Annotated in this window: 22 protein-coding genes; 10 read left to right on the forward strand and 12 right to left on the reverse strand. The window is 71.5% G+C overall.

Translation table 11 applies throughout. The features are described 5' to 3' along the window. Nucleotides 1-29: 29 nt before the first annotated feature. Both ACFQV6_RS06015 and ACFQV6_RS06020 read right to left on the reverse strand, forming a co-directional pair. Nucleotides 30-1,901: a hypothetical protein gene (locus ACFQV6_RS06015; protein WP_378026321.1), complete on the reverse strand. Its 1,872-nt coding sequence runs from the start codon at nucleotides 1,899-1,901 to the stop codon at nucleotides 30-32. A gap of 753 nt (nucleotides 1,902-2,654) precedes the next feature. Further along, complete coding sequence (locus tag ACFQV6_RS06020) at nucleotides 2,655-3,650, reverse strand: NADP-dependent oxidoreductase (protein WP_378026322.1); 996 nt, start codon at nucleotides 3,648-3,650, stop codon at nucleotides 2,655-2,657. Nucleotides 3,651-3,722: 72 nt separating this feature from the next. On the opposite strand from ACFQV6_RS06020, the gene ACFQV6_RS06025 reads away from it, so the two are divergent. Both ACFQV6_RS06025 and ACFQV6_RS06030 read left to right on the forward strand, forming a co-directional pair. Further along, complete coding sequence (locus ACFQV6_RS06025; protein ID WP_378026323.1) at nucleotides 3,723-4,340, forward strand: TetR/AcrR family transcriptional regulator; 618 nt, start codon at nucleotides 3,723-3,725, stop codon at nucleotides 4,338-4,340. Between the two features lie 21 nt (nucleotides 4,341-4,361). Then, the gene (locus ACFQV6_RS06030; RefSeq protein ID WP_378026324.1) at nucleotides 4,362-5,141 is read left to right on the forward strand and encodes an NADPH-dependent F420 reductase; all 780 of its coding nucleotides are present in this window, start codon (nucleotides 4,362-4,364) and stop codon (nucleotides 5,139-5,141) included. 3 nt (nucleotides 5,142-5,144) lie between these two features. Here ACFQV6_RS06030 and ACFQV6_RS06035 read toward each other — a convergent pair whose 3' ends face one another. Next, nucleotides 5,145-5,294 carry a hypothetical protein gene (locus ACFQV6_RS06035; protein ID WP_378026325.1) on the reverse strand — a complete coding sequence of 50 codons (150 nt, stop codon included), beginning with the start codon at nucleotides 5,292-5,294 and terminating at the stop codon, nucleotides 5,145-5,147. An 81-nt stretch (nucleotides 5,295-5,375) separates the two neighbouring features. On the opposite strand from ACFQV6_RS06035, the gene ACFQV6_RS06040 reads away from it, so the two are divergent. The 3 genes from ACFQV6_RS06040 (at nucleotide 5,376) to ACFQV6_RS06050 (ending at nucleotide 7,471) form a co-directional block, all read left to right on the forward strand. Continuing rightward, nucleotides 5,376-5,708, forward strand: a complete 333-nt coding sequence (locus tag ACFQV6_RS06040; protein WP_378026326.1) for an ArsR/SmtB family transcription factor — start codon at nucleotides 5,376-5,378, stop codon at nucleotides 5,706-5,708. Between the two features lie 5 nt (nucleotides 5,709-5,713). After that, complete coding sequence (locus tag ACFQV6_RS06045) at nucleotides 5,714-6,199, forward strand: SRPBCC domain-containing protein (RefSeq protein ID WP_378026327.1); 486 nt, start codon at nucleotides 5,714-5,716, stop codon at nucleotides 6,197-6,199. Between the two features lie 123 nt (nucleotides 6,200-6,322). After that, nucleotides 6,323-7,471 carry a methyl-accepting chemotaxis protein gene (locus tag ACFQV6_RS06050; RefSeq protein WP_378026328.1) on the forward strand — a complete coding sequence of 383 codons (1,149 nt, stop codon included), beginning with the start codon at nucleotides 6,323-6,325 and terminating at the stop codon, nucleotides 7,469-7,471. A gap of 49 nt (nucleotides 7,472-7,520) precedes the next feature. Here the strand turns inward: ACFQV6_RS06050 and ACFQV6_RS06055 are convergent, their stop codons facing one another. The 4 genes from ACFQV6_RS06055 to ACFQV6_RS06070 form a co-directional block, all read right to left on the reverse strand. Continuing rightward, a complete protein-coding gene (locus ACFQV6_RS06055; RefSeq protein WP_378026686.1) occupies nucleotides 7,521-8,132 on the reverse strand; it encodes a TetR family transcriptional regulator in 612 nt (203 codons plus the stop codon). Between the two features lie 164 nt (nucleotides 8,133-8,296). Then, complete coding sequence (locus tag ACFQV6_RS06060; RefSeq protein ID WP_378026329.1) at nucleotides 8,297-9,025, reverse strand: ABC transporter permease; 729 nt, start codon at nucleotides 9,023-9,025, stop codon at nucleotides 8,297-8,299. A 40-nt stretch (nucleotides 9,026-9,065) separates the two neighbouring features. Beyond that, complete coding sequence (locus tag ACFQV6_RS06065) at nucleotides 9,066-9,785, reverse strand: ABC transporter ATP-binding protein (RefSeq protein ID WP_378026330.1); 720 nt, start codon at nucleotides 9,783-9,785, stop codon at nucleotides 9,066-9,068. A 105-nt stretch (nucleotides 9,786-9,890) separates the two neighbouring features. Next, nucleotides 9,891-10,538, reverse strand: coding sequence for a phosphoribosyltransferase (locus ACFQV6_RS06070; protein WP_378026331.1), 648 nt, complete (start codon nucleotides 10,536-10,538; stop codon nucleotides 9,891-9,893). A gap of 210 nt (nucleotides 10,539-10,748) precedes the next feature. Here ACFQV6_RS06070 and ACFQV6_RS06075 point away from each other — a divergent pair, with 210 nt between their 5' ends. Continuing rightward, a complete protein-coding gene (locus tag ACFQV6_RS06075; protein WP_378026332.1) occupies nucleotides 10,749-11,168 on the forward strand; it encodes a hypothetical protein in 420 nt (139 codons plus the stop codon). Nucleotides 11,169-11,184: 16 nt separating this feature from the next. Here the strand turns inward: ACFQV6_RS06075 and ACFQV6_RS06080 are convergent, their stop codons facing one another. Beyond that, the gene (locus tag ACFQV6_RS06080) at nucleotides 11,185-11,889 is read right to left on the reverse strand and encodes a GAF and ANTAR domain-containing protein (RefSeq protein WP_378026333.1); all 705 of its coding nucleotides are present in this window, start codon (nucleotides 11,887-11,889) and stop codon (nucleotides 11,185-11,187) included. 244 nt (nucleotides 11,890-12,133) lie between these two features. Next, complete coding sequence (locus tag ACFQV6_RS06085) at nucleotides 12,134-12,487, reverse strand: STAS domain-containing protein (protein WP_378026334.1); 354 nt, start codon at nucleotides 12,485-12,487, stop codon at nucleotides 12,134-12,136. Nucleotides 12,488-12,626: 139 nt separating this feature from the next. On the opposite strand from ACFQV6_RS06085, the gene ACFQV6_RS06090 reads away from it, so the two are divergent. Beyond that, on the forward strand, nucleotides 12,627-13,319 hold the full coding sequence (locus tag ACFQV6_RS06090; RefSeq protein WP_378026335.1) for a GAF and ANTAR domain-containing protein: 693 nt from the start codon (nucleotides 12,627-12,629) through the stop codon (nucleotides 13,317-13,319). A 156-nt stretch (nucleotides 13,320-13,475) separates the two neighbouring features. Here ACFQV6_RS06090 and ACFQV6_RS06095 read toward each other — a convergent pair whose 3' ends face one another. Then, nucleotides 13,476-14,846 carry a pyridoxal phosphate-dependent decarboxylase family protein gene (locus tag ACFQV6_RS06095; RefSeq protein WP_378026336.1) on the reverse strand — a complete coding sequence of 457 codons (1,371 nt, stop codon included), beginning with the start codon at nucleotides 14,844-14,846 and terminating at the stop codon, nucleotides 13,476-13,478. A 267-nt stretch (nucleotides 14,847-15,113) separates the two neighbouring features. Further along, a complete protein-coding gene (locus ACFQV6_RS06100; protein ID WP_378026337.1) occupies nucleotides 15,114-15,869 on the reverse strand; it encodes a DeoR/GlpR family DNA-binding transcription regulator in 756 nt (251 codons plus the stop codon). A gap of 58 nt (nucleotides 15,870-15,927) precedes the next feature. Here ACFQV6_RS06100 and ACFQV6_RS06105 point away from each other — a divergent pair, with 58 nt between their 5' ends. Further along, nucleotides 15,928-16,992, forward strand: coding sequence for an NUDIX domain-containing protein (locus tag ACFQV6_RS06105; RefSeq protein ID WP_378026338.1), 1,065 nt, complete (start codon nucleotides 15,928-15,930; stop codon nucleotides 16,990-16,992). Between the two features lie 4 nt (nucleotides 16,993-16,996). Continuing rightward, nucleotides 16,997-18,358 carry an alpha/beta hydrolase family protein gene (locus ACFQV6_RS06110; RefSeq protein ID WP_378026339.1) on the forward strand — a complete coding sequence of 454 codons (1,362 nt, stop codon included), beginning with the start codon at nucleotides 16,997-16,999 and terminating at the stop codon, nucleotides 18,356-18,358. 3 nt (nucleotides 18,359-18,361) lie between these two features. On the opposite strand, the gene ACFQV6_RS06115 is transcribed toward ACFQV6_RS06110, so the two are convergent. Next, nucleotides 18,362-19,258, reverse strand: coding sequence for a LysR family transcriptional regulator (locus ACFQV6_RS06115; RefSeq protein WP_378026340.1), 897 nt, complete (start codon nucleotides 19,256-19,258; stop codon nucleotides 18,362-18,364). A gap of 102 nt (nucleotides 19,259-19,360) precedes the next feature. Here ACFQV6_RS06115 and ACFQV6_RS06120 point away from each other — a divergent pair, with 102 nt between their 5' ends. Then, entirely contained in the window at nucleotides 19,361-22,753 is a 3,393-nt protein-coding gene (locus ACFQV6_RS06120; RefSeq protein WP_378026341.1) for a bifunctional proline dehydrogenase/L-glutamate gamma-semialdehyde dehydrogenase, read from the forward strand. Nucleotides 22,754-22,828 lie beyond the last annotated feature (75 nt).

The raw sequence follows: 22,828 nt of genomic DNA on the forward strand, positions 1-22,828 counted from the left end.
CCGACGGCCGGTTCGGGGTCCGGTCGTTCTCAATCCCAGGTCGGGACCCACCACTGCCAGCCGGACGGCGCCGGGGGCCAGTTCGGGTCGGGGCGCCAGCCGTCCGGCGGGTACCAGCCGCCGGGCGGGACCGGCCATCCCGGCGGTACCGAGAACTTGATCCCGGTGGGTGCCGGAGGGATCGGCGGATGCGGGTTGGCCTCGGGTGCCGGGGACACCGGCGCGGTGCCGCTGCGCCGGGCGGCGTTGCCCTTGACCACCGCGGCCAGGGCCGGGATCACCGTGGTCTCGGCGATCGACGAACCCGGGCCGTCGAGCAGCGAGGCGGCGTGCGAGGGCGCCGGGCTGACCGGGCGCGCCTGCTCGGTGCCGATCGGGCGCACCTGCTCCAGGCTGACCGGGCGTGCCGGCTCGGGAGCCAGCGGCGCGCGAGCGGCGGCGCCGGGTGTGGAGAGCGGGGAACCCGGTCCGGGGATCGTGGTGACGTGCTCGGTGACGGTGACCGACCCGGTGGCCCCGCCCGCCTGGTCCAGCCGCGGGATCGAGCCGCCCGGCAGCGTTCCGGTCGACGGCAGGGCGGGCAGGCCGGAACTCGGCGACGAGGCCCAGCTCGGGACGCCACCACTGGGCACCGCCCAGCTCGGCATACCGGGCGAATCTGACGCCGCCCAGCTCGGAACCGGGTCAGCCGAGGCCGAACCCCAGGCCGGGATCGGCTCGGCGGGTGCGGTGGCCCAACTCGGCATCGGCTCGGCGGGAGCAGCCCAGCTCGGCACGGGCTCACCGGCCGCCGCCCACCCCGGTGCCGCCGCCGGCTCGCCGGGCGCCGCCCACCCGGGTGCGGTGGCGGGGGCATCGGACGGGCCGGGGATGAAGCCGGCCTGCGAGGGTGCGCCGGAGACCGGGACACTCGCCGAGCCCCGGCCGGTCGTGGAACCGGCCTGCGCGCTCGCCGGGCCGGACGGGAAACCGCCGGACACGGCCGCGAAGCCACCCGACGTGGCCGCGAAGCCACCCGACGTGGCCGTGAAGCCGCCCGAGGGGGACGTGAAGCCGCCGGACGGGGATTCGAGGCCGCCGGACGTGGACGCGAAGCCGCTGGGCGCCGGGGAGATCGGGACGACACCGCCCTGCCGGGCGGCCGGGGCCTGCAGGCTCTCCGGGAGGTCCTGGCCGCGGGCGACGTAGACCATCACCTCGGCCTTGCTGTCGTCGCCCTTGACGGTCGCCCGCGCCGCGGTGGCCAGGCCCCGCTCGGCCAGGTGCCGCAGGGCGGGGAGCAGCTCGCCGCTCGTCCTCGGGCTCAGGTCGCCGACCCGGGCGTCACCGATGCGGACCTCGACCAGGTGGTCGGCCATCTCGTGCAACGTCACATAGGCCCAGCACTCGCCCTCCGGGCGCAGCAGCGGACGCAGCGCCTCGAGGAACCGCTGCTGGTCGTTGACCTGCACGGCCGAACCGGACGGGAGCAGGCGGTGCTCCTGGGCCGGCGGCGAGTTGGCGGGCACCAGCATGTGCGGCTCGGCCAGGTCGAGGCGGATGCTGCCGTCGAAGGTGGAGGGACGGCCGTCGTACTCACCCCACTCGCGGCCGTGGACGCGGGCGGTCACCTCGGGCACCAGCCCGCGGCTGTGCAGCGAGGTCAGCACCTGGACGTAGCGGGCGGCCTCACCGCGGGGAAGGTGGCCGAGCAGGCTCGTGCCGGACCAGACCCCGACGGCGTTACGGTCGTGGCGGTTGGTGCGGTCGGGTATGAGCTGCACGGGTACGTCTATGTCGGTTCCCCGGGGGTCGAAGTCGCTGCCGAAGAGCGCACGTATCGCCTTGGCGTAGTGCGTCTCGCCGATGACCTCGGCGCTTGCCCAGCCAGCTTGTCCCCACAGTTGGAACCGATTCGCCACACGGGAACGCTAGTGTCTGCTTTCCGTCAGTGACCTCACCCGTACGGATGAGGGCGATCATCCATACGTTCCGTATCGGCGCCGTCCGGGAGAGCGACCAAAGCATCGTTCAGTTCCCGGAGATACCCGGCGACCGGCCCAAACGTCATCAAACCGCTCGCGGCGCCGGCCCACTCCCCCGCCGCCGGGGCGTACGCACCCTGCTATCCCGCTGACCCTCTCCGCCCGCCCGCTCAGTCGCCGCCCTACGTCAGCGCCGACCTCGACACGCTCGCTCGCCGCCCCGCGTCAGCGCCAACCTCGACCCGCTCGCTCTTCGCCCGGCTGGCACTGACGCACCTAATCCACCCGCCATAAGGTGCGTGAGCGCCAGCCCGGCACATCCAGCTGGCACTGACGCACCCAACCCGCCCGCCATAAGGTGCGTGAGCGCCAGCCCGGCACATCCAGCTGGCACTGACGCACCCAACCCACCCGCCATAAGGTGCGTGAGCGCCAGCCGGGCGGGCGGGGAGGGGCGGGACTTGGGGTGAGCTGGAGTGGGCAGGTCAGCCCGGCGGACGCGGCACCACCCCGGCCCGGCAGCTGATCGCGTGGAACTCCAGGTACCCCGTGGTTTCGGCGTGACCCTTAGGCCGTACCCCTGCATGGCACTTGGCAACGATCGAAGCCGGACCGGACGTCACAGCTCGACCGCCACCTCGCCGGCATTAAGACCGGCATTATGACCGAACCCGGATTGGCCGAAAACGATCACACCTTCACCACCATTTTGCCGGTGTTGGCGCCCCGGAGGAGACCCAGGAAAGCGGCCGGCGCGTTCTCCAGCCCCTCCACGACCGTTTCGCGACCGGAGATGCGGCCCTCGCGCAGCCACGCACCGACCTCATTGACGAAATCGGTCATCCGGTGATTGTGGTTGCCCACGATGAAGCCGCGCAGGTTGAGTTCCTTGCCGATCGCGGCGGACAGGTTGCGCGGCGCGGCCGGCGGCGTCACCTCGTTGTAGAGGGCGATGGCCCCACACAGGGCAACCCGGCCGAATTTGTTCAGTGAGCTGATGGCCGCCTCGAGGTGGTCGCCGCCGACGTTGTCGAAGTAGACGTCGATGCCGTCGGGGGCGGCGGCGCGGAGCTGGTCGCGGACGGCGCCGTCCTTGTAGTTGAAGGCGGCGTCGAAGCCGAGGTCGTCGACGAGGTGGCGGGCCTTCTCGGCGGAGCCGGCGCTGCCGATGACGCGCTTCGCCCCGCGCAGCTTGGCGATCTGGCCGGCGACGCTGCCGACGGCACCGGCCGCACCGGAGACGAAGACGGTGTCACCCTCTTTGAACTGGGCAATGTCGAGCAGGCCGACGTACGCGGTGAGCCCGGTCATGCCCAGCAGCCCGAGGTACGCGGAGAGGCTCGGCGCCGCCGCCGGGTCCACGACGCTGACCTTCCGCGCGTCGGCCACCGCGTATTCCCGCCAGCCGAGCCCGTGCGAGACGATCGCGCCGACCGCCACGCCGTCCGCCCGTGATTCGACGACCTCACCGACGGCGCCTCCGTCGAGCGGCGCGCCGACCTGGAACGGCGGGATGTACGACTTGGCGTCGTTCATGCGCCCCCGCATGTACGGGTCGACCGAAATGTATCGGTTGCGGATGAGCACCTGACCGTCACCGGGCACCGGGATCGCGGTCTCGGCGATCTCGAAGTTGTCAGCGGTCGGCCAGCCGGTGGGGCGGGACGCGAGGCGGATCTCTTTCATCGGAACTCCCGGGGAAGACAGCGTGTCGTTACTACTCGACAGTACGTCGAAAAAGCGCGTTACGGTTGTCCGATGAGCCCTTCCCCCGGCCGGCGCCGCGGTCCCAGCAAGGGTGACCGGCGCGAGCAGGCGATCCTCGACACGGCCCGTGAGCTGCTGGCCCGCAAGCCGCTCGCGGAGATCACCATCGACGAGCTCGCCGCCGGCGCGGAGATCTCCCGGTCGAGCTTCTACTTCTACTTCGACTCCAAGCTCGCCGTGGTGATCGCGCTGCTGCACAGCCTGACGGGCGAGCTGAGCGCCGACGCCGGGCCGTGGCTCGACGGCACCGGGCCGGACGCGCCCGCGCTGCGCCGGAGCCTCACCACGCTCGCCGCGATCTGGCGGGACCACGGGCGGCTGCTGGCGGGCGCTCTCGCCGCCGCGCCGGGCTGCCCGCCGATCGGTGAGTGGCGCGAGAGCCTGCGCCATGCGCACGTCACCCGGCTGGCCGCCCGGATCGAGCGGGACCGCGCCGCCGGGCTGGCTCCGGCGGGGCCGGACGCTCTGGTGCTGGCCGGGATGATCGACGACCTGCGGACGGCGACGCTGGTGTCCGCGAAAGGCGACTCGGCCCTGGTGGATGCGCTGGTCACTGTCGAGATGCGGATGCTGTACGGGGATTTGCCGATTCCCCACCCGGACGAGTGAGCGCCGGGGCACCCTGAGGTCATGCGGATCGGTGTGATCGGGGCAGGCCGGCTCGGCGGGACTCTCGCCGCCTGGTGCGCCGAGAGCGGGCACGACGTGGCGGTCACCTCGCGGCACCCGGATCGGGTCCGTGAGCTGGTCGACCAGATGAACTGGCAGATGCGGGTGATGTCGGTGCCGCAGGCAGCCACGTTCGGCGAGGCGGTGATCTTCGCGCCGAACTGGTCGTCAGCGAGGGAAGCGGTGGACGCCGCACTGGGCGGCATCGACGGCAAGGTGGTCATCGACGCCACCAACCCGGCCGCCACCAACCTGGCCGCGGCTCCCGAACCGGCGGGCATGCCCGGAGCCGGTGCCTTCTCCGGCGCGATGTACGCCGAGGACATCCTCGACAGCGCCCACCACACCAGCCCGGCCCTGATCGCGGCCGCCGTGACCGGCTCGCCGAACGACGCCGCCGACCGGATGATCGCGCGGGCCGGCGGCAAGAGCGGGCTGGAGACGCTCATCGAGTGGGCGCCCGGCGCGCACTGGGTGAAGGCGTTCAACACCATCCCGGCCGAGGTGCTGAGCCGGCGGCGCGGGCACGACCCGCTGCTCGCCGAGTTCGTCTGCACCGACGAGCGGGACGCCCGGGAGACGGCGTCGCTGATCATCCGGGATCTGGGCTTCGCACCGTTCTACGCCGGTGGCGCCAAGGCCGCGCGGCTCACCGAGACCGGCGGACCGCTGCAGAGCCGGGAGGTGGACGTTCAGGACGCCACCGACGCCCTCGCGGACGCGCTGACCACGCTGCGCTGACGGTCAGCCGGCAACCTGGCGCCGGGTCTCCTGAGCCGGGGCCGCGGCGAGCAGCTCGGCGAGCGAGGGCCGGCTGTCCTCCCTGCGGCGCAGCCAGGCCACGTGCGTTTCCCGGACGGACGACTGCTTCGCGGTACCGATGCTGATGGTCACGCCGCCTCTCATCGGCCACCCGGAATCGCGCTGAAGACAAACAGTTGCCCAATCCGGATTCGCGCACTAACGTACAACCACATGGTTGTAGGTGCGCTTTCCGAGTCAGCGGCGGACCGCGTCTTCCACGCCCTGGCGGACGCCACCCGGCGCGACATCCTGATCCGGGTGATCCGTTCCGGGCAGTCCGTCTCCGAGCTGGCCCGGCAGTACCCGATGAGCTTCGCGGCGGTGCAGAAACACGTCGCGGTGCTGGAGCGTGCACAGCTCGTCAGCAAGACCCGGCGGGGGCGGGAGCAGATCGTGAGCGGAGAGGTCGAGGCCCTCCGGCGGGCCGGACTGCTGCTCGACGCCTACGAGGACCTCTGGCGGCACCGCGCCGACCGGATCAGTCAGATTCTGGAAGAGGAGTGAGAACGATGACCGTGGTCAGTTCCGTGAAGGACCTGGACAAACTCACGATGACCTTCGTCGCGGAATTCGCGGCACCGGTGGACCGGGTCTGGCAGGTCTGGGCCGATCCGCGCAAGCTGGAGCGCTGGTGGGGCCCGCCGACCTGGCCGGCGACCTTCGAGCGGTTCGAGTTCGAGCCCGGCGGCCAGGTGCGCTACCACATGACCGGCCCGGACGGGACGAAGGCACGCGCCTGGTGGACGATCACCGCTGTCGAGGCTCCGCACCGGCTCGAGTTCGACGACGGCTTCGCCGACGACAACGGCGAGCCGGTCGACCCGAAGGACATCACCCACGGCGTGGTCACGCTCGAGGCGAACGGCGCCGGGACCCGGATGACCACGGTGTCGACGTTCGTCAGCGCCGAGCAGCTGGAGCGGATGGCGGCGATGGGCATGGAGGAGGGCATGCGGCTCGCCATGGGCCAGATCGACATCGTGCTCAAGGAGTGAATCAAAAGCCGCGGCCAGATCGACATCGTGCTCAAGGAGTGAATCAAAGCCGCGGCCACATCGCCGTCCTGCTCAAGGAGTGAATCAAAGCCGCGAGGGGCGGGCCCGGGGTAGCGTCGCTACGTGGTGTGGGCTCTCCTCGCGTGCTCGCTGCTCGCGCTGGCGACCGGCATCGGCCTGATGGTGCGCAGCCACCGGGCAACCCGGGCCGGTGCCGCCGGCACCCACCGGGAGATCGCCGCACTCACCGAGACCCTGCGGGAACGTGACGCCGAACTGGACCGGATGCGCGCCGACCGCGAGGCCCGGGCCGAAGCCGCCCAGGGCGAGCAGCGCCACCTCCACCAGCGGCTGCGGCGGCGAGCCAAGGAGGCGATCGACGGCACGGCCGCGGTGATCGGCGGCAAGCTCGAGGACGTGGTGGTGCAGGTGGGCGCAGCCCGGGATGCGGCCGCCGCCACCCAGGAACGGGTCACCGTCACCAACGACGCCGCCGAGGCGCTGGTCCGGCGCGCGCACAGCGCCGACGAGGCGGCCACCGCGCTGAACGACAGCCTCCACCAGGTGGCCGGCATCGCCAGTGTGATCTCCGGGATCGCCTCGCAGACCCGGCTGCTGGCGCTGAACGCGACGATCGAGGCGGTGCGCGCCGGTGAGGCCGGCAGCGGCTTCGCCGTGGTGGCCGACGAGGTGAAGAGCCTCGCCGACACGACGGCCGACTCGACCGAGCAGATCACCAGCACCGTCGCCGCGCTCGAGGCCGACGTCGCCCAGATGGGCCAGACGCTGAGCGCGATCATCCGGGACGTGGGCGACATCGAGGACGCCATGCGCCAGCTCGGCGGGATCGCCGACCAGCAGCACGGCATCGTCATGCGGTTGCACCAGAGCGTCGACGCGACGATGGCCCAGATCGGCGACCTGTCCGACGTGGCCGAGCGCCTGGAGCGGCGGCGTTCCGACCGGCTGGCGGTGCGGGGCTCGGTGACCCTGCACCTGTCGTCGCGGCCAGGGCCGGTCCCGGCCCAGATGGTCGACCTGAGCGCGGACGGCCTGGGCTGCACGGTCCCGGTCGCGACTCCGGTCTCGGTCGGTGACACGGTACGGGCGGACCTGGCCCTCGACGGCCTCCGCGGCACCACCGAGGCCCGCGTCGTCCGCCGGACGGTCCGGGACTCATCCGCCGAGCTGGGCCTGGAGTTCCACGACCTGCCCGACCCGGTACGCGCCGACATCGAGGACCACCTCAGCCACGTCACCGCCGATCGCTAGACCCTCTTCGCGCATGACAAGGGGCCGCACCGGCCGCGCATGCCCCGGTTCACTCCGGGGGAAACACCCCGGGAAGCTCATCGGTGAGGTACCGCTGGACGGTCGGGCCCAACGCCGCCACGATCGCCTCGGGCGGGGCGGACGCCAGCGGCTCCACTTTGATCACGTAGCGGGCCATCGCCAGGCCGACCAGCTGGCTGGCCGCCAGCGTCATCCGCAACCGGCCCTCCTCCGCGTCGAGCCCGAGCTTCGGCACGGCCCGGCGCAGGATCTGGGTGAGGATGAACTCGCGGAACAGCTTGGTGGTCCACTCACTGCCGACCGCGGAGCGCAGCAGCGCCACCCCCGCCGCGCCGGCCGGACCGTCCCAGACCCGCACGAACACCCGGACCAGGCGGGCGCCAAGCTCCGCCCGGTCACCGTCGGCCGCCTCGCCGATCAGGTCGATCGGCGAGAACGGCGCCTCCACACTGGCCAGGAACAGCTTCTCCTTGGTACCGAAATAATGGTGCACCAGCGCCGGATCCACACCCGCGCCGGTCGCGATGGCCCGAATCGAGGCGCCGTCGTAACCCTTCTCCGCGAACGCGCCGCGCGCGGCCAAAAGAATGGCTTCCCGGGTGTCCGGGTTACCGGGCCGGCGTCCGGTCCGTCGCACCAGATCTCTCCTTCTTCCGTACGCCTACGTGCCGCCGTCGTCCGCCGAGTCTCACACCGTCCGCAGCTCGCGCCGTCCGCAGCTTCGCGCCGTTCGCAGCTCGCGCCGTTCGCAGCTCGCGCCGTTCGCGGCTTCGCGCCGTTCGCGGCTTCGCGCCGTCGGCGGCCTCACACCGTCCGGCGGCGCAGGGTTGCCGCGCCCAGGACGAGGGCCACGACGACCGCGCCCACGACGACCGCGAGGTCACGCCACATGGTGCCGGTCGCCTCCACGTTCGCGCCCACCTCGGTCAGCGCCTCCACGGAGTAGGACATCGGCAGGAGCTTGCTGATCGCCTGCAGCCAGCCGGCCATCTCCTCCCGCGGCACGAACAGCCCGCACAGCAGCAGCTGAGGCGCCACCACGAGCGGCATGAACTGCACCGCCTGGAACTCGGTACGCGCGAACGCACTGCACAGCAGCCCGAGGGCGACCCCGAGCACGGCGTTGGCGACCGCGATCAGGATGACCAGGCCGACGCTGCCGGCGGTGTTCATGCCCAGCACCCAGTAGGCGAAACCGGCCGCCACGGCGGCTTGTGCTGTCGCCGCCAGTCCGAACGCGACGCCGTACCCGAAAAGCAGGTCGAGTTTGCCCACCGGCGTGGTGAAGAGCCGTTCCAGGGTGCCGGTGGTGCGTTCCCGCAGCATGGCGATGCTCGTGATCAGGAACATCACGACGAACGGGAAGACGCCCAGCATGGTCAGGGCGATCCGGTCGAAGACAGCCGGCATCCCGTCGTACATGAAGTAGATCAGGGTGATCAGCAGCGTCGGGACCACGATGATCAGCGCGATGGTCCGCGGGTCGTGCCGCAACTGGGTGATGATGCGCCGAATCGTACTCAACAGGATCATGCCGGGCCCCTTTCCGTCCGGGTGAGGGGCTTGCGCTCGATCATGCCGCCACCACCTGTCGCTTGATCAGGCGCAGGAACGCCTCGTCCAGGTCCTGGGTTCCCGCCGCCTCCTTGACCGCGGCCGGGGTGTCGTCGGCGATCAGCGCGCCGTCGCGGATCAGCAGCAGCCGGTCGCACCGGTTCGCCTCGTCCATCACGTGGCTGGAGACCAGCACGGTGGCGCCCTCGGCGGCGAGCCGGCGGAAGTGGTCCCACAGCTCGTCGCGGAGCACCGGGTCCTGCCCGACGGTCGGCTCGTCGAGGACCAGCACCTCGGGGCGGCTGACGATCGCGCAGGCCAGCGAGGCGCGGCTGCGCTGCCCGCCGGAGAGATTGGCCACCAGCTGGTCCCGGTGTCCGGCCAGCCCGACGGTCTCGACGGCCTCAGCCGCCGCGGCGGCCTTCAACCCGTAGAGGCTGGCGAAATAGCGGGCGTTCTCGGCCACGGTCAGGTCGGCGTAGACGCTGGGCGCCTGGGTGAGGTAGCCGATTCTGCGGCGCAGCGGTGCCGAGCCGGCCGGGTGACCGAGAACGGTCACCGTCCCGGAGGCGACGATCTGCACGCCGACGATCGCGCGCATCAGGGTGGTCTTGCCGCTGCCGCTGGGGCCGAGCAGACCGGTGACGCTGCCACGCGGGATGACGCAGTCGAACCCGTCGAGCACGACGCGTTTGCCCCGCTTGACGACGAGGCCGGAGACCTCGATCGCGGTATCCATTGTCCCTCCCGAGAAACTCATCAAGTGTTGAACTCAACGCTAGATGAATTACTCGGGCGGCCACAAGCGCCGATATCAACACATGACGAATTTCGTGAGGAAAGGTCAGACACCCGCGGGGTGGAAGCGGGACAGCACCGCGTCCACGTCCTCGTCGGTGAGCTGGGCGAAGTCCTCGTACCAGCGGCCCACGGCGTGGAACGGCTCCGGAGCGAGAAGGGACACCACCTCGTCCGCCTCCGGTGCCAGGGCGTCCCGGGCCTGCGGCGCGCAGACCGGCACGGCCAGGATCAGCCGGCCGGGCCGATGCTCGCGCACCCAGCGCAGGGCGGCGTGGGCGGTCACCCCGGTGGCCAGCCCGTCGTCGATCAGGACCACCACCCGCCCGGTGACCCGCGGTGCGGGACGGTCACCGCGGTACCGCCTGATCCGCCGCCCGAGCTCAGCCCGCTCGGCGGCCACGATGCGCGTGAGGTCCCGCTCGGTGACCCCCGCGTGGCGGAGGTTCTCCGGGTCGTAGACCGGCGGGCCGTCCTCGGCGATCGCACCCACCCCGAACTCCGGATGGCCGGGCGGTCCGATCTTGCGGGCCACCACGATGTCGAGGTCGGCACCGAGCCGCTCGGCGACCGGCGCGGCGACCGGCAGGCCACCTCGGGGCAGGGCGAGGACGAGCGCCCGCTCCCCCGCCACCCTCTCCGCCACGCTGACGGCCAGAGCACGCCCCGCCTCGGTGCGATCCGGGAAGATCATCGCCCGTCTCCTCACCGTAGTCGGGCCCTCCCCACGCTATGCCGGTTGCCCCGGGACCGAGGGGCCACGCTTGATGCCGATCACCCAGGCCCGGGCCTCCTGCCCGGTTACCCCGGGCCCGCGGGGCCACACCTGGAGAAAGTTCTCAGGTGGGAGGCGCCGCCGCCGATCAGGAGGAGGAAGAGCGACCACTGCCTTCGGGAGTCCGCCATGTCCATTTCCCGGTTGAACCGCAGCTCGCAGGCTGTGCCGGTGACCCCGGTCCGGAACACCGCCCGGGAACGGAACCACAACGCCCACCACGACTCGGCGTCACTGACCGACCGCGACCGTGAGCTGATCTTCCAGGCCACCGGGCAGCGGATGGGAGCCGGGTCGAAGCAGGGCTGGATCAACTCGCTGGCGGCGGCGATCGCGGCCGACCGGGCCTCCGGGCAGCTGGCACCCGGCCAGGAGATCACCGCGCTCTACCTGAAGGACCTGTCCCGCCGGTACGACCAGAACCCGACCGGCCGCAACCCGGTCAGCGGATACCTCGAGCCGGCACTGCGGTACCTGTCGCAGCACGGCGGCGGCCCCCAGCCCGGCGGCCCGCCATCAGGCGGCGGCCGTCTGGATGTGAGCGCCTGACCGTCCCCGTGGACGGTCAGGCGCCCGGTCCCCGCTGCGTGCGCTCCACCAGGGCGGCGGCGACGTCACGCACCTTGCGATTGCTGTCCTGGGAGACGCGGGTGAGGATGGCGAACGCCTCGTCGGCGCTGCACCGCCGCTCGCCCATGATGATCCCCTTGGCCTGCTCGATGACCGCACGGCTCTCCATCGCGGCCCGCATGTGCTGCGCGTGGGTGGCCGTGCTGTCGTACAGGTGGGCGTTGGCGAGCGCGACCGCCCCGTACCGCACGAAGGCCTGTGCCAGCGCCACCGCCTCGCCGTCGAAGACCCCGGGCGGCTCGCCGTAGATGTTCAGCGCGCCGGCGACCGTCTCCTGGATGGGCAACCCCACGGACAGGACACTGCCCATCCCGGCCTCCGCCGCGTACCGGGGCCAGCCGTTCCAGCGGGCGTCCCCGCCGGTGTCCGGAACCTCGACGGTGGCCGTGGTCGCGGCCGCCTCCAGGCACGGGCCGGCGGACAGCTCGTACTGTCGCTCGTCGAGCCGTAACGCGTCCGGCCCGGTGTGCGCCGCCGTGTACGCGGTGCCGTCACGGACCAGCGTGATCGAGACCTGCCCGGCGCCCGGCAGCGTACGCCGAGCCAGCTCGGCGACCCGCCGCAGGACACCGTTGAGGTCGGTCTCACCGAGCTTGATGCGACCGAGTTCGGCGGCGAAGTCGGTCGGGTCGTGCGCCATCAACGTCAGAGGGTCCCCGCAGCGGATCGCGAGCCGCCGGTGGGCGGCCCGCGCGTGGTCGGCTTGTGGTGCTGCCCGGTGAGCGGTGACGCCCACGGACCCGCGCCGCTGCTTGACGCTGGTTGGCCGGTGTCGATGTCGACGACCCCGGCCGCAGGAGCCCGATACTACCGAAGTGGCGCCGGCGCCGTCAGCCGGAGACCCTCCTGGGGCGCCGTCAGCCGGAGACCATCCTGGGGCGGCGTCAGCCGGAGACCCTCATGATCAGGTCTAGGCCGGCGACTCGCACGACGTCGCGCGTGATGCCGCGTACGCCGCACAGCTCCAGCCGGTGCTCGAGCACCGCCGCCCGCCGCGCCGCGAGGGCGACCGCGTTGGCGCCGGCCGCGCCGAAGAAGACGATCCGGCTCAGATCGCACTGGACGAACGCGCACCCCTCGACGGCGTGCAGCAGTGCCGCACCCAGAACCGGAGCGGTGTCCGCGTCGGCCTCACCGGCCACGTGGACGATCTCGCCAGGCGTACCGTCCGGGCTCGTGAACCGGCAGGCCCGCACCGTCAGACACGGGTCGTCGGCACCCACGGAGAAAACAGGCATGGCCGGGCCCCCTACCGTCGGCAACGCGATGGCTGGGCGCATGGCTTGACCCGGACTCCAACCTAGTCCCGGGAGACCCACCTGCAACCCGGTGGCCCGGATGGGTGAAAGCCGCAGGTCGCGGGTACATCAAACGGTCATGAGCGAGCAGTCGCTTGGTGTCCTCTCCGAACTCGGCCGGATCTGCCTCGGCGAGAGCGACCTGGAGGGCGTGCTGGAACAGGTGGCCACGATCGCCAAGCGGGCGGTCCCCGGCGCGCACGAGGTCTCGGTGACCCTGATCCGCGCCGACCGCCCGCACACCGCGGCCGCCACCGGGCAGGCGGCGCTCCTGATCGACAAGTGGCAGTACGAGAACGGTCGCGGCCCCTGCCTGGACGCCGCCGCCACCCACTCCACCATCTGCGTCGGTGACGTCGCCGCCGAGCACCGCTGGCCCGGATGGCAGGACCACGCCGGTGAGGCCGGCGTGCACAGTGCCCTCTCCGTCGGCCTGCCGATCCAGGAACAGGTGGTCGGCGCCCTGAACATCTACGGTCTGACAGCCGGCGTCTTCGACGAGGACGCGGTGACGCTGGCCGAGACGTTCGCCGGGTACGCCGCGATCGCCTGCGCCAACGCCCACCTCTACGACACCACGGTGACCCTCGCACAGCAGATGCAGCTGGCGATGGAGTCACGGGCGGTGATCGAGCAGGCCAAGGGGATCATCATGAGCCAGCGGCGGTGCACACCCGACGAGGCGTTCGCCGTGCTCTCCCGCGCCTCCCAGGACGCCAACCGCAAGCTCCGCGACGTGGCCGCCTCGGTCGTCTCCCACATCCAGCACTGAGTGGACGTGCCCAGTGGTGAGGCCCGGTGAGCGCACACGTTGAGGTTGTGTGCGAGCTGACCCACGTCCTGGGCCATGCAGGCGCCCACGAACGGCTTGTGTGTGCGCCTGCACTCGCCGGTTTCACGTCCCGCCGGTTTCACGTCCCGCCGGGTCTCAGGTGCAGAGTTTGCGGAGGAGTTCGAAGACGCGATCCTCGTCGGCTTCGAGGGTGCGCCAGTTGCTGAAGGCCGCCCGGAGCGCGGGTTGCCCCTGGTAGACGGTGGGCGTGAGAAACGCTTCACCGGACTCGGCGATCGCCGCCACGACCGTGGGGACGTCGCCGGGGATGGTGAAGCAGATGACGTTCAGGCGTACCGGAGAAAGCAACCGGAACCCGGGCAGTGCCGCAAGCCGCGCGCCCAGCCGGTGCGCCGCGGCGATGGTGCGGGTGACGATCTCGCGGTGGCCGTCGGCTCCGTAGGCGGCCAGGGCGAACCACGCGGCCATCGCACGGAGACGGCGCGAGTTCTCGGGGGTGAGGTGGAAGTGATCGGGTGAGGCGCTGGGCGCGGGCAGGTAGGCGGCGGCATTCTGGAATACGCGAACCTGCAGGTCACGGCGCCGGGTGAACTGGACCGCCGAGTCGTACGGCACGTTCAGCCACTTGTGCAGGTCGATGCAGATCGAGTCGGCCTCGTCCAGGCCGGTAACCAGGTGGGCGTGCTCCTCGGAGAGCGCGGCGAAGCCACCGAACGCGGCGTCGACGTGCAGCCAGAACGGGAACCGGGAGCGGAGGGCGAGAATCCCGCGCAGGTCGTCGAAGTCGACGGTGTTGACGGTTCCGGCGTTGGCCACCACGATCGCCGGGCGGCCACCGAGCGCGGCGAGTTCCTGTTCAAGAACGGTCAGGTCGACAGCTTCCCGGCCAGGCAGAGTGGGGATCCGGCGCACCGCGTCCCGGCCGAGACCGAGCATCGCGAGCGCCTTGTAGATGCTGGAGTGCGGCGCCCCGGACAGCACGGGCACCGGGCCGAGCGCCGCGACACCCTGCCGGGCCACCTCGACGCCGAGCTGCTCGCCGAGCCACTCCCGTCCGATCGCCAGCCCGACGGTGTTCGACATGGTCGCACCGCTGACGAAGGCACCGCTGTGCACCGCGCCGAGCCCGAACAGGTCACGCAGCCAGGAGACGGTCTCGTCCTCCAGCGCGGCGGCCGAGGAGCCGGACCGGTTGGACGCGTTCTGATCGAACGCACTGGTCAACCAGTCCCCCGCGATCGAAGCCGGCGTCGCCCCGCCGGTGACGAAGCCCAGATAGCGGGGGCCCGCACTGCCGGAGAATCCGGGCGCCCACCGCTCGTCGAAGAGCGCGAGCGCCCCCGCCGCCCCGACGCCCTCGTCAGGCAGCGCGGCCGGTGGTCCGGCGGCCGGTGGGCGTGCCACCGGGCGTTCGCCGAGTCCGGCCAGGACCTGGGCGGCGTAGTCGCGGGTTGATTGCAGCAGGTCGGGAAGGGCGGCGAGGTCGTCGGTCAGTCGCGGATGCACGGAACCGACGCTAAGCCGGATGGTTCCCAGCTGTCGCGGTCCAGTTCCGCACCACTGGCGCCCACCGCGGCGACCCCACCCGGCTTGTCGTGAGTGCGGTGCCTGGCGGGTGCAAGCGCTGAGGGCCGGCTGAGGAGGTCATGGGCCGGCGGCGGGGGACGGCCTGGAGGGGGCGCGGAGCTCGGCCGAGCTGGCGGACGGAAGTGCGCGAAAACGCGTACAAGAAGAGGTTTGAGGGTGACGTGCGCGCCAAGCGGAAGAACGGGGTCAAGCAGGGAGGATCGGGATGCCGGAGGTGGAGAGGGAATGCAGGACGGGGTGGTCGGCGGGGGCGTCGGTGACGATGCCGCTGGTGGCGGCTGCGGGGAGCACGGTGAACGGTGAGGCGGCCCCGATCTTCTCGCGGCTTGCCAGGACGTAGGTTTCGGCTGCGCGGCCGGCCAGGGTGCGCTTCATGGCGGCCTCGTCAGCGTCACCCGTAGTGAGACCAGCCTCGTGGTGGACACCGGTCACACCCAGCAGGAAGAGATCCGCCGACACCTGCCGTGCCGCCTCGGCAGCCGCAGCACCGCAGGTCACGGCCGAGTGCTTGAAGAGGCGACCACCCAGCACGTAGACGTCCACCGATGGATGGGAAACCAGCGCGGCGGCAACCGTCGGACTGTGCGTGACGATGGTGGCGACCAGATCATGGGGCAGGGCGGCGGCCACAGCGAGCGCGGTGGTGCCGCCGTCGAGCAGGATCGTGCCGCCCGGGCGGATCAGAGAGGCGGCCACACGAGCCACCCGCTCCTTGCTGGAAACTGCGACGGAGGCCCGGGTCGCGTAGTCGGCAACCGCCGGGGAGACCGGCAGCGCGCCACCGTAGACCCGCTGACAGAGACCGGCAGCCGCGAGTTCTCGCAGGTCACGGCGGATGTTGTCCTCGGCGAGGCCCAATTCCGCGGCGATCTCCTTGGCCACCAGCTTGCCGTCGGCCTGCAGCCGCGCCATCAGAAAGTCTCGCCGTTCGGCCGCCAGCATCCGTGATTCTCCTTATTGTTGTCGACTATTGCGCGTTTTCAAGTGTAGGTTCTCGGTCGTGACCAAGCCAATGCTGATCCTGATCGCCGGGCCCTACCGGTCCGGCACCGGGGACAACCCCGCCCTGATGGCCGCCAACCTGGCCCGGCTGGAGGAGGCCGCATGGCCGATCTTCCAGGCCGGGCACATCCCGATGATCGGTGAGTGGGTGGCGCTCCCGGTCCTGCGCGGCGCCGGCCCCGACCACGCCGACGAGGTGTTCTATCCGGCGGCAGAGCGGCTGCTCGCACACTGTGACGCGGTGTTGCGGCTGCCGGGTGGGTCGAAGGGCGCGGATCAGGACGTCGCGATCGCCAGGTCCCGCGGCCTCCCGGTCTATGTCGACGTCGCGGAGATCCCGGCATCACAGGCGCGCCCGGCGCCACAGGAGCGCCCGGGGATCGAGCGGCCGGATGCCCGCGGCCGCACCGGGCTCGATCAACAGGGGCGCGACCTGGCAGGCAATCCGGACGTCGTGATCCGCGACGTCGAGCTGCTCGCGACAGCGTGGCACGTGCTGCGGCGCACCACCTACGACTACCGGCGCCGGGACGGGAGCTGGAGCCGGCAGCAGCGGGAGACCTACGACCGGGGCGACGGCGCCACCGTGCTGCTCTACGACCCCACCCGCGGTACCGTGCTGCTCACCCGGCAGTTCCGGTTCCCGGTCTACGTCAACGGGCACCCGGACGGCATGTTCGTGGAGGCGGCGGCGGGCCTTCTCGACGGGGACGACCCGGCGGCGGCGATCCGGCGCGAGGCGGCCGAGGAGCTGGGTGTCGAGGTCGGCGCGCTGGAACCGGTCTTCAACGTGTGGATGAGCCCGGGGTCGGTGACCGAGCGGCTGCACTGCTTCGCGGCGCCCTACAGCGTCGAGTCGCGGACCGGTGCGGGTGGCGGGCTGGCCGACGACGGCGAGGACATCGAGGCCGTCGAGCTGCCGTTCGAGGAGGCGCTGAAGCGGACCACGACCGGGGAGATCGCCGACGCCAAGACGATCATGCTGTTGCAGTGGGCGGCGCTGCACGGGCCGTTCCGCCTTGACAGTGCTGGATCGGCACCCTTGGATGTTACCGGGAGGTAACGCCATGAGAGTTCGCCGGGCCCTCGCGCTCGCACTTCTTCTTCTCGTACCAGCCGTGCCCGCACAGGCATCTCCAGCCGCCACTGTGGGAACGTGCACAGCACCCACGCCCAGCGAGACCCAGCCCGGCTACCTCGTCGCCGATCCCGACTGCGACGTGACCGGCACCCCGTTCACCGCACTACCCGGCGCCCGCGTCCACACCGGCATCCGGGACGGCGCGGCCTACCGCATCGAGGTGCCGACGAACTGGAACGGCCGCCTCGTCGTGTACGCACACGGCTACCGGGGCACCGGCACCACAGTCTTCGTCAACTCACCGAACCTTCGCGAGCACTACGTCTCCCGCGGCTTCGCCTGGGCCGCGTCGAGCTACGCCACCAACGGTTACGACGTCGGTCAGGGCGTCCGCGACTCGCACGCGCTGATCAACCTGTTCCGGAAGGTCACCGGGAAGGCCGCCCGGCAGGTCTACATGACCGGCGAGTCGATGGGCGGGCACGTCACAGCGGTGGCGATCGAGGAGTTCCCGCGGTCCTTCGTGGGCGCGATGCCCAGCTGCGGCGTGCTCGGTGACGTCGAGCTGTTCGACTACTTCCTGGACGCGAACGTGACGGCCGCCGCGCTGGCCGGCGTGGAGATCTCGTTCCCCCTGCAGCCCGGCCCCGGCTATCCGGCGGAGTGGGCGGGCCAGGTCGCCCGGATCATGCCGGCGTTGAAGGGCACACCCGCCGGGCGTACGTGGTCGGGTGTGGTGGAGCGGCGCAGCGGCGGGGAGCGTCCGGGGTTCGACTCGGCCTTCGCCTATTGGAACGCGGCGTCGCAGGGCGGGCTGCCGTTCCTGCAGAGCCTGTGGCCGGGGCTCAGCGGCGGGACGGCGGGCATCGCACCGGGCAACCTGACCGACAACCGGCACACCTTCTACCGCAGCACCGACTCCCGGTTCCCCAGCCTTACTGACCTGCGCCTGAACCGTGACGTGCTGCGGGTCAAGCGCACCGCCACGGCGGACCGGGGCCTGGACGGCGTGCCGCGCGTCGACGGCAAGCCGCCGGTACCGGTGCTGTCGCTGCACGGGATCGGCGACCTGTTCGTGCCGTTCTCGATGGAGCAGGAATACGCCAGGGAAACCCTGCGCAACCGGCGTGGCCACCTGTTCGTCTCCCGGGCGATCCGGGACGTGGCGCACTGCGGCTTCACCCAGGACGAGATGCGGCGCGGCTTCGACGACCTGGTCCGGTGGGTGGAGACGGGCAAGCGCCCCGCGGGCGACGCGATCCTGGATCGGCGCAAGGTGGCAGCGGCGGACTTCGGCTGCCGTTTCACCGTCGGCGTACGGTCGGCGTTCGTCGCTCCCGCCTGTTAGACGTCAGGAAAGCTCCACCGTCTCCTGAAGGATGTCCCGAAAGGCCCGAGCCGCCGGTGACGCCGACCCCGCCAGCCGCTGTGCCGTGAAGATGGTGCGGCGGGGCCGGTCGTCCAGCTCCAGCAGCCGGCACGACGTCGACCGCCCCGCCCACACCAGGTCCGGGATCAGCGCCACCGCGTTGCCCGACTCCACCAGGCGCATGTGTGCCTGCAGGTCCGCCGTCTCGTAGCGCACGTCCGGCTCGAAGCCCGCCCGCCGGCACACCTGCTCCGCGAAGTGGCGGGACGCCGCCCCGCGCGGCTCCATCACCCACGGCATGTGCCGGGTCTCCTCCAGCGTCGCGACCGGCCGCAGCGAGTCACCGGCGGACGGCAGGGCCAGCCGGATCGCGTCCGTGGTCAGGTCGCGGCGGTCGAGGCCGGGGTGGTGCGGCGCCGCATGCGCCGGGTACTGCTCGGCGACGACCATGTCGAAGTCCCGCGCCCACGTCTCGCGCAGCGCCTCCTCCGGCTCCCGCTGCACCATCTCGACCCGTACGTCGGGGTACCGCAGGGCCATCGTGCGCAGGGTCGCCGGCATGAAGGCGAGCGCCGCCGATTGGAAGACAGCAACGCGGACCCGGCCGGTTACCCGAGTTGCCGCCGCCTGCAACCGGGCTTCGGCACGCTCGAGGGTGTCGAGCACCTCCGCCACCGAGGCGACGAGCACCTCGGCCTGCGGGGTGAGCTGGACCCGGCGGCCGGCTTTGCGCAGCAGCTGCGTACCGGTCTCCCGCTCGAGCTGGCTGAGCTGCTGGCTCACCGCTGACGGCGTGAAGTTGAGCGCCTCGGCGACCGCCGCGATGGTGCCGCGGATGGCCAGCTCGCGGAGCAGGATCAGGCGGCGGATCTCGAGCACGGAAAAACATTAGCTCAACTGAAGATAACTGCTCACGAAGCGTTGCTTTTCCTAATCCGACGGGCAATACATGCTTGGGCGCAAAGCGGAAGGAGCTTCCCGATGTCTGAGATCGCCGAAGAGACGATCGCCCTTGTCCGGCGCTGGCTGCGCGAGGCGGCGGACGTCCCGGTCGGCGGCTCGGCTGCACAACTGGCCGGCGTGCTGCGCGATGAGAAGGGCCTGCCGTTCACCGTCGGCTTCGTCGACGGCGTGATCCGCCCCGAGGACCCGCGGGTCAGTGCCCGCGCCCTGAACAAGCTGGCCGGCGATGTGCCCGCCTTCCTCCCGCTCCACCTCCGCACGGCCGTCAAGCTCGGCGGCAAGCTGGCACCGATCATGCCCGGCGTGGTCGTCCCGATCGCCCGCCGCGCGCTGCGCCACATGGTCGGCCACCTGATCGTCGACGCCACCGACGCCCGGCTCGGCAAGGCGATCAAGCGCATCCGCAAACGGGACGTCCGCCTCAACGTGAACCTGCTCGGCGAGGCCGTCCTCGGCCGTGGCGAGGCGTCGAAGCGGCTGCGGGCGACCGAGCGCCTGCTCGGCCGTCCCGACGTCGACTACGTGTCGATCAAGGTGTCGGCGACCGTCTCCCCGCACAACCCCTGGGCCTTCGACGAGGCCGTCACCGACATCGTCGAGCAGCTCACTCCCCTGTTCACGCTGGCCGCGAAAACCGGCAAGTTCGTCAACCTGGACATGGAGGAGTACAAGGACCTCGACCTGACGATCGCCGTCTTCACCCGCCTGCTGGACCGGCCGGAGATGCTGAACCTGGAGGCCGGCATCGTGCTCCAGGCCTACCTCCCGGACGCCCTGAGCGCCATGATGCGCCTGCAGGTGTGGTCGGCGGCGCGGCGCGAGCGTGGCGGTGCCGGCATCAAGGTTCGCCTGGTCAAGGGCGCCAACCTGCCGATGGAGCGGGTCGAGGCGGAGCTGCACGGCTGGCCGGTGGCGACGTGTGACTCCAAGCAGGCCACCGACACCAACTACAAGCGGGTGCTCGGTTACGCGCTGCACCCGGACCGGATCAGGAACGTCCGGCTCGGCGTGGCGGGTCACAACCTGTTCGACATCGCGTACGCGTGGCTCCTGGCAGGTGAGCGTGACGTCCGCGACGGCATCGAGTTCGAGATGCTGCTCGGCATGGCCGAGGGCCAGGCCGAGGCGGTCCGGCGCGAGGTGGGTGGGTTGTTGCTCTACACCCCTGTGGTACGCCCGGAGCAATTCGACGTCGCGATCGCCTATCTGATTCGCCGTCTCGAAGAGGGCGCCAGTTCCGACAACTTCATGTCCGCCGTGTTCGAGTTGCACACGTCGTCGGCCCTGTTCGCCCGCGAGGAGCAGCGGTTCCTCGCCTCGCTGGCCGACCTGGACGAGGCCGTTCCGGCACCGCACCGGGTCGCCGACCGCTTCGCCGCCGTCCCGCGCTCCCGGCCCGGCTCCTTCGTCAACACCCCCGACACCGACCCGGCCGTGACCGAGAACCGTGACCGGATCCGCGAGTTGCTCGGCCGCGTGGAGACCTCCACGCTCGGCACCGAGCTCCGCGTCATCGACTCGCTGGACGAGCTGAACGCCACCGTGGAGAAGGCCGCCGCCGCGAGCTGGGGCGGAGCGGATCGCCGGGAGGTCCTGCACCGGATCGGCGTCGCCCTGGAGGAGAACCGGGACACCCTGCTCGAGGTGATGGCCGCCGAGGCCGGCAAGACGATCGACCAGGCCGACCCGGAGGTGTCCGAGGCCGTCGACTTCGCCCACTACTACGCCGAGCTCGCCGCCGGCCTCGCGCAGACCGACGGCGCCACCCCGGTTCCGGCCCGGCTCACCCTGGTCACGCCGCCGTGGAACTTCCCGGTCGCGATCCCGGCCGGCTCGGTCCTGGCGTCGCTCGCCGCCGGTTCGGCAGTCGTGCTGAAGCCGGCCGGCCCCGCCGAGCGGTGCGGCACCGTCCTCGCCGGCATCCTGCGGGACGCGCTGTCGTCCGCCGGTGCCGACCCGGACCTGGTCACGCTCGTCCAGGTCGAGGAGTCCACCCTGGGCCGCGAGCTGATCTCCCACCCGCTCGTCGAGCGGGTCATCCTGACCGGCGCGTACGAGACGGCCGAACTGTTCCGCTCGTTCCGCACCGACCTGCCGCTGCTCGCCGAGACGAGCGGCAAGAACGCCGTCATCGTCACACCGAGCGCCGACCTGGACCTGGCCGTCAAGGACGTGGTCCAGTCCGCCTTCGGTCACGCCGGTCAGAAGTGCTCCGCCGCCTCCCTGGTCGTGCTCGTCGGCAGCGTCGCCCGGTCCGACCGGTTCCGGGCACAGCTGCTCGACGCCGTCTCCTCACTGGAGGTCGGCCTCCCGTCGAACCCGCGCACCCAGGTCGGCCCGCTCGTCGAGCCCGCCGCCGGCAAGCTGCTCGACGGCCTCACCAAGCTCGGGCCGGGCGAGCGCTGGCTCCTCGAACCGCGCCAACTCGACGACTCCGGCAAGCTGTGGAGCCCCGGCGTCCGCGACGGCGTGCGGCGCGGCTCCGAGTACCACCGCACCGAATACTTCGGCCCGATCCTCGGCATCATGACCGCCGACACCCTCGACGAGGCGATCGACCTGGTCAACGACGTCGACTTCGGCCTCACCTCGGGCCTGCACTCGCTCGACGAGACCGAGGTACGCACCTGGCTGGACCGCGTCCAGGCCGGCAACCTCTACGTCAACCGCGGCACCACGGGAGCGATCGTGCAGCGGCAGCCCTTCGGCGGCTGGAAGCGCTCCGCGGTCGGCCCCGGCACCAAGGCCGGCGGCCCCCACTACCTGGTCGGCCTCACCGGCTGGGAGTCCCGCCCGGCGACCGCCACCACCGAGATCACCCACCCCGCCGTGCGCGCCCTGCTAGCCGAAGCTCGCAAGGCCCTCTCCACCGACGAGTTCACCTCTCTCGAACGCGCCGCCCGCAGCGACGCCGCGTTCCCGATCGCACCCTCCGACGTCTCCGCCCTCAGCGCCGAACGCAACGTCCTGCGCTACGTCCCCTGCCCGGTGACGGTCCGCCTCTCCGCCGACGGCTCCCTCGCCGACCTGGTCCGAGTCCTGGCCGCCGCGAAACTCGCCGGCTCCCCCGTCCACGTCTCCAGCGCCACCGCCCTGCCGTCCTGGATCGGCTCCCACACCGTGGAGGACGACGTGATCTTCGCGGCCGGCCTCCAAGCCGGACGCGTCCGCCTCATCAGCACCTCCACCCCCGCCGGCTCCAGCACCGCCGGCCCTGGCACCGCCGGCCCTGGCACCGCAGGCTCCGCCTTGGCCGAGGCCACCGGCGGACGCCCCGACCTCGCCGTCTGGTCCGGCCCGGTAACCGAGGCCGGGCGCGTAGAGATGCTGCCGTTCCTACGCGAACAGGCAGTCAGCATCACCGCCCACCGCTTCGGCAACCCACTGCTCCTGGCCGAGCAGGTCCTTTAGCCGTACCCCCAAACCCCCGCTCAGGCCCAGCCGGCCCACCCGGCTGGCGCCCAGCGGGGCCATTCGCGCCCAAAC

It is taken from the genome of Actinoplanes sp. GCM10030250, from assembly GCF_042666575.1.
In the GTDB taxonomy this organism is placed as follows: Bacteria; Actinomycetota; Actinomycetes; order Mycobacteriales; family Micromonosporaceae; genus Actinoplanes.